Origin of the sequence: Variovorax sp. J22P240 (assembly GCF_030316855.1) — a bacterium.
Taxonomy (GTDB): Bacteria; Pseudomonadota; Gammaproteobacteria; order Burkholderiales; family Burkholderiaceae_C; genus Variovorax.
In genome coordinates this window covers 1-5,500 of the sequence record NZ_JASZYR010000035.1, presented here as the reverse complement: position 1 = coordinate 5,500, position 5,500 = coordinate 1, and the positions used below count along the sequence as shown (strand labels likewise).

Annotated in this window: 4 protein-coding genes and 1 pseudogene; all 5 read left to right on the top strand. The window is 64.2% G+C overall.

The annotated features are described in order from the left end of the window. A pseudogene (locus tag QTI24_RS31375) lies at positions 1-337 on the top strand (methyl-accepting chemotaxis protein); the annotation flags it as partial. A gap of 33 nt (positions 338-370) precedes the next feature. Continuing rightward, the gene (locus QTI24_RS31370; protein ID WP_286605848.1) at positions 371-1,915 is read left to right on the top strand and encodes a methyl-accepting chemotaxis protein; all 1,545 of its coding nucleotides are present in this window, start codon (positions 371-373) and stop codon (positions 1,913-1,915) included. Between the two features lie 173 nt (positions 1,916-2,088). Beyond that, positions 2,089-2,595 carry a chemotaxis protein CheW gene (locus QTI24_RS31365; RefSeq protein ID WP_286605846.1) on the top strand — a complete coding sequence of 169 codons (507 nt, stop codon included), beginning with the start codon at positions 2,089-2,091 and terminating at the stop codon, positions 2,593-2,595. A gap of 67 nt (positions 2,596-2,662) precedes the next feature. Beyond that, the gene (locus QTI24_RS31360) at positions 2,663-4,384 is read left to right on the top strand and encodes a methyl-accepting chemotaxis protein (RefSeq protein WP_286605844.1); all 1,722 of its coding nucleotides are present in this window, start codon (positions 2,663-2,665) and stop codon (positions 4,382-4,384) included. A gap of 15 nt (positions 4,385-4,399) precedes the next feature. Beyond that, a partial coding sequence (locus QTI24_RS31355; protein ID WP_286605842.1) for an MCP four helix bundle domain-containing protein occupies positions 4,400-5,500 on the top strand: 1,101 nt, incomplete at its 3' end.

Here is a 5,500-nt window from a genome sequence, read left to right as displayed (position 1 = left end):
GGCGAGCCAGGAACAGACCTCGGGCATCGAGCAGATCAACCAGGCGATCACGCAGATGGACCAGGTCACGCAGCAGAACGCGGCACTGGTGGAAGAAGCCGCCGCTGCCGCTGCATCGCTGCAGGAACAGGCCGGCGGCCTGTTGCAGATCGTCAGCACCTTCAAGCTCGATGCCGACGACGGGGCAGGCCCGGTGCAGGTTCCCGTGCGTCCGGCGCCGGTCGCTGTTGCCGCGCCGAAGACCGGCGCGACGACTGCCGCCACGAAACCTCGACCGAAAGAAGTGCCCGCGCCCAAGGCGGCCACGGCCAGCGACGGCGACTGGACCGAGTTCTAGACCGTATTCAGAGAAGACATCGTCGCAACCATCATGACCTTCCTTTCCAACCTCAAGATCGGCACCCGCCTGGCACTGGGCTTTGCCGCAGTGCTCCTGTTCCTGGCCTTCATCATGGGCCTGGGCCTGAATTCCATGTCGAGCATCCAGGCGCATCTCAACGGCATCGTGAGCAGCAACAACGTCAAGGTCGCCACGGCGAACAAGATGCTGGACTCCATCCGTGACATGACGAACCTCGCCACCCATCTGGTGCTGCTGACCGACGAAGCGGCCATGCGCGAGGAAATGAAGAAGATCACCGCGGCCCGCGAGCGATACACCGAAGCCAGGACGCAGCTGGGCAAGCTGATCGTCAGCTCCGACGGCAAGGCACTTCTGGCCAAGGTCGAAGACACGCTGTCCGTCGCGGCGCCCATGAACGCCAGGCTGCTCGAACTCGCCTTGCAGAACAAGACCGATGAAGCGACCGAGCTCCTGATGAAGAAGTTCACCCCGTCGGTGCAAGCCATCCTGGCGGCACTGAACGATCTGGTGCAGCACGAGACCCGGCTCTCCGAAAAGGCCAGGGATCATGCGAACGCCGAATACAGCCAGGCACGCAATCTCATGGTCGGCCTCGGTGTTGTGGCGCTCCTCATGGGCGCGGCCATTGCATGGTTCACCACGGGTTCGATCACCCGCCCCATCGCAGCAGCGGTCAAGGTGGCCGAGACGGTGGCTGCGGGCGACATCTCCTCGCGCATCGAGGTTCGTTCCAGGGACGAGACGGGCCAACTGATGCACGCACTGAAGGAGATGAATGACAGCCTGGTGAAGATCGTGGGCGAAGTGCGCACGGGCACGGACACGATCGCGACGGCGTCGAGCCAGATCGCGACGGGCAACCAGGACTTGTCCTCGCGCACCGAAGAACAGGCGAGCTCGCTGGAGCAGACGGCGGCGTCGATGGAAGAGCTCACCAGCACCGTGAAGCAGAACGCGGACAACGCGCGCCAGGCCAACCAGCTGGCCGTGTCCGCTTCCGAAGTCGCGGTGCGCGGCGGCAGCGTGGTCAGCCAGGTGGTGGACACCATGGGCTCGATCAATGCGTCGTCGCGCAAGATCGTGGACATCATCGGTGTCATCGACGGCATCGCGTTCCAGACCAACATCCTGGCATTGAACGCAGCAGTCGAAGCCGCCCGCGCCGGCGAGCAGGGCCGTGGCTTCGCGGTGGTGGCATCGGAAGTGCGCAGCCTCGCGCAACGCTCCGCCGCAGCGGCGAAAGAGATCAAGACGCTGATCGGCGACTCGGTGGAAAAGGTAGAGGAAGGCAGCAAGCAGGTGGCTGAAGCGGGCAAGACGATGGAAGAGATCGTGGACAGCGTGAAGCGGGTGACGGACATCATGGGCGAGATCACCGCTGCGAGCCAGGAACAGACCTCGGGCATCGAGCAGATCAACCAGGCGATCACGCAGATGGACCAGGTGACGCAGCAGAACGCCGCGCTGGTGGAAGAAGCCTCCGCCGCCGCGCAATCGCTGCAGGAGCAGGCCGGCAGCCTGTCACAGGTCGTGAGCGTGTTCAGGCTCTAGATCGCGCGAAGGCACCGGCCCTCAACTTCTGCGGACAGCGGCCGATATAGAGGAGTGACCGAAGCCAGCAGTGCGCTCCGGACTCCACCCCATCGAAGAAGGACTGCAGGAACAGGCCGAAAGCCTCGTCGATGCGGTGAGTGTTTTCAAGTCTTGAATCAGGAGCCAAGCAGATGACCACAGTTCAATCGAAGCACGCCGAAGGCGCGGCGAACACGGCGCGCACGAAGCCGTTGGAATTCCTTTCCTTCACGCTGGGCGAAGAGGAATACGGCATCGACATCCAGAAGGTGCAGGAGCTTCGCGGCTACGACGCGGTGACGCGGATCGCGAACGCGCCGGACTACATCAAGGGCGTGGTGAACCTGCGCGGGATCATTGTTCCGATCATCGACATGCGCATCAAGTTCGCGCTGGGCACGCCGAGCTACGACCAGTTCACGGTGGTGATCGTGCTGAACATCGGGGGGCGCGTGGTGGGGATGGTGGTGGACAGCGTGTCGGACGTGATCACGCTGGCGGCCGAGCAGATCAAGCCTGCGCCGGCGATGGGCTCGGTGCTGGACACGGACTATCTGATCGGCCTGGGCACGCTGGATGACCGGATGCTGATCCTGGTGGACATCGACCGGCTCATGTCCAGCGAAGAAATGGGCCTCGTCGAGGCCGCAGCCGCCTGAACCCGATGCGCCAGCCCGCCTCGAGGCTTGCGCAATACCTCCCGTTTCCAAGTTTCCCCGTCCCATCATGAAATTTCTCTCCAACGTCCGCATCGGAACGCGCCTGGCCATCGGCTTCGGCATCGTCCTGGGCCTGACGATCATCTCGACCGCCTTTGCACTGGTGAGCGCGAAGAACAACGCCGAAGCGACGCGGCGCATGATGCAAAGCCCGCTGGCGAAGGAGCGGCTCATCTCGGACTGGTACGTGCTGACTTACTCGGCCATCGCACGCACGTCGATGATCGCGAAGACCACGGACGACACGCTGCCCGTCACCTTTGCCGACGTGATGGCCGACAGCGTCAAGAAGGGCACCGAGACCATGGCGAAGGTCGAGGCGCTGCTGGTGGTCGACGAAGAGAAGGCGATGTTCAAGTCCATCGTCGAGCTGCGAAGCAAGTACCAGGCTTCCAAGGACATGGTTGCCAAGGCCAAGGCGAGCGGCAATGCGGCGGAGGCCGAGCGGGCGTTCAAGGAGTCGTTCTTGCCCGCCGCGAAGGCCTATGAAGGCCGCGTGCTCGACCTGCTCTCGATGGAACGCAAGGCGATCGACGACATGAGCAGGGCAATCGACGCGGCGAACTTGCGCGGCTTCAACCTCGGGGCTTTGCTCACGATCCTGACGGTGCTTCTCGGCGGGTGCGCAGCCTTTGTCATTTCGCGCAGCATCGTCAGGCCGCTGCATGAAGCCGTGAAGGTTGCGGAGACCGTGGCCGCGGGTGACCTGAGCAGCCGCATCGAAGTGGACAGCCGCGACGAGACGGGCCAACTGCTGCAGGCGCTCAAGAACATGAACGACAGCCTCGCGAAGGTGGTCGGCGAGGTTCGCACGGGCACTGACACGATCGCGACGGCATCGAGCCAGATCGCGACGGGCAACCAAGACTTGTCCTCGCGCACCGAAGAACAGGCGAGCTCGCTGGAGCAGACGGCGGCCTCGATGGAAGAGCTCACCAGCACCGTGAAGCAGAACGCTGACAACGCGCGCCAGGCCAACCAGCTGGCCGTGTCCGCTTCCGAAGTCGCGGTGCGCGGCGGCAGCGTGGTCAGCCAGGTGGTGGACACCATGGGCTCGATCAATGCGTCGTCGCGCAAGATCGTGGACATCATCGGTGTCATCGACGGCATCGCGTTCCAGACCAACATCCTGGCATTGAACGCAGCAGTCGAAGCCGCCCGTGCCGGCGAGCAGGGCCGTGGCTTCGCGGTGGTCGCATCGGAAGTGCGCAGCCTCGCGCAACGCTCCGCCGCAGCGGCGAAAGAGATCAAGACGCTGATCGGCGACTCGGTGGAGAAGGTAGAGGAAGGCAGCAAGCAGGTGGCTGAAGCGGGCAAGACGATGGAAGAGATCGTCGACAGCGTGAAGCGGGTGACGGACATCATGGGCGAGATCACCGCTGCGAGCCAGGAACAGACCTCGGGCATCGAGCAGATCAACCAGGCGATCACGCAGATGGACCAGGTGACGCAGCAGAACGCCGCGCTGGTGGAGGAAGCCTCCGCCGCCGCGCAATCGCTGCAGGAGCAGGCCGGCAGCCTGTCACAGGTCGTGAGCGTGTTCAGGCTGGGTCGAGACACCCAGGCCCCTCCGGCACCCGCACGCACGCCATCGGTCGCCGGTGCTGCTGCCAAGGCGGCACCGAAGGCCCGTGCCAAGGCACAGGCGGAAGCCCGCAAGAAGACCACCAGAACCGAACCCCAGTTGGCCGCCGCCAGTGCAGGTGCGGGCGACTGGACCGAGTTCTAAAAGAAGGAAGAAAAAATGCAGTGGTTCCAAAAGCTACGAGTGACCGCCAGACTGATCATCAGTTTCCTGGTTGTCGCGGCGGTCGGCGCCGTCGTCAGCGCGCTCGGCATCTTTCACATGGGGCGCATCAGCGCCTCGACGGAGAGGCTCTATACCCATGAGCTTCGGGCCCTGCAGGCCGTGCAGGAGGCGAACATCCACCTGCTCTACGCGAGCCGGGCGCAGATGTCGCTGCTGTCGGCCGCGACGCGCGGCGAACGCAATGCGGGATCCACCGAACTCAAGACCTCCATGGAAAGCCTCCAGGCGCGAGCCGCGGAGGTCAAGCCGCTGTTCGAGGAGCGCGAAGCGGGCCAGAAGCTCTTCGAGCAATACGAGGCCCTGCTGCCGCCCTTGAGCAAGCGCATGGCGGATTTCGTGACGCTCGTGTCGAAGCAATCGCTGGACAGTTCGCAGTTCGACGGCCAGGTGGCCGAGGACAGCACGCGGCTGCTAAAGGATTCCCGCGCGGTCGAGGAAGTGCTGAAGAACATGGTCGCCTACAGCAACGAGCTGGCCAAGGCCAGCGCGGAGAACGCGACCGACACCTACCGGACCTCGCGGCTGATGATGCTGGTGATGGCGCTGATCGGTATCGTGGTCAGCGTGGGACTGGGCTTCGTGGTCGCGCGTCTCCTGGGGCGCCAACTGGGCGGCGAGCCTGCCTATGCGGCGGACGTTGTCGGCCGCATCGCGACCGGCGACCTCAGCATGACCGTCGAGGCCGATGCGGCGCATGCCGGCAGCCTGCTGTACTCCATCAAGCAGATGCAGGACCAGTTGACCTCGGTCGTCGGAAGAATCAAGTCCTCCAGCGACACCATCGCCACGGCTTCGAGCCAGATCGCAGCGGGCAACCAGGATCTCTCGTCACGCACCGAGGAGCAGGCGAGTTCGCTGGAGCAGACGGCCGCGTCGATGGAAGAACTCACCAGCACCGTGAAGCAGAACGCGGATAACGCGCGCCAGGCCAACCAGCTGGCGGCCTCGGCCTCCGAAGTGGCGGTCAAGGGCGGCAGCGTGGTCAGCCAGGTGGTGGACACCATGGCGTCGATCAACGCGTCGTCGAAGAAGATC

Bases quoted from the DNA above. Each gene is read 5' to 3' on its own strand.
- QTI24_RS31370 (WP_286605848.1), top strand. From the start codon at position 371: ATGACCTTCCTTTCCAACCTCAAGATCGGCACCCGCCTGGCACTGGGC.
- QTI24_RS31365 (WP_286605846.1), top strand. From the start codon at position 2,089: ATGACCACAGTTCAATCGAAGCACGCCGAAGGCGCGGCGAACACGGCG.
- QTI24_RS31360 (WP_286605844.1), top strand. From the start codon at position 2,663: ATGAAATTTCTCTCCAACGTCCGCATCGGAACGCGCCTGGCCATCGGC.